The following is a 270-nucleotide window of genomic DNA, read 5'->3' as shown; positions in this document are numbered from 1 at the left end:
CTCCCCTTAAAACAGGGCGATACAATCATCGGTGCGGTATCCAGTTTTCGACGCAAAGATGAGCTGGATATGATCAGCCAAAAACTGACTAGGATTCAACAATATGCGGACACTTTACGCAGTCAGTCCCATGAGTATTCCAACAAACTACACACCATCGCCGGACTTATTCAAATTGGCGCAACCGATCAAGCTTTACAGCTAATAGGGCAAGAAACCCAAAGCCATCAAGCGTTAATCAAACTACTGATGAAAGCGGTACCCGATCCA

General features: G+C 45.6%; 1 protein-coding gene. It reads left to right on the top strand.

What is annotated here, in order from left to right:
* Positions 1–270 (top strand): sensor histidine kinase (locus A3773_RS17180; RefSeq protein ID WP_197462869.1); only part of this gene is annotated, 270 nt, incomplete at both ends.

It is taken from the genome of Neptuniibacter pectenicola (assembly GCF_001597735.1).
Lineage (GTDB): Bacteria > Pseudomonadota > Gammaproteobacteria > Pseudomonadales > Balneatricaceae > Neptuniibacter > Neptuniibacter pectenicola.
This window is presented reverse-complemented; position numbering and strand designations above follow the sequence as displayed.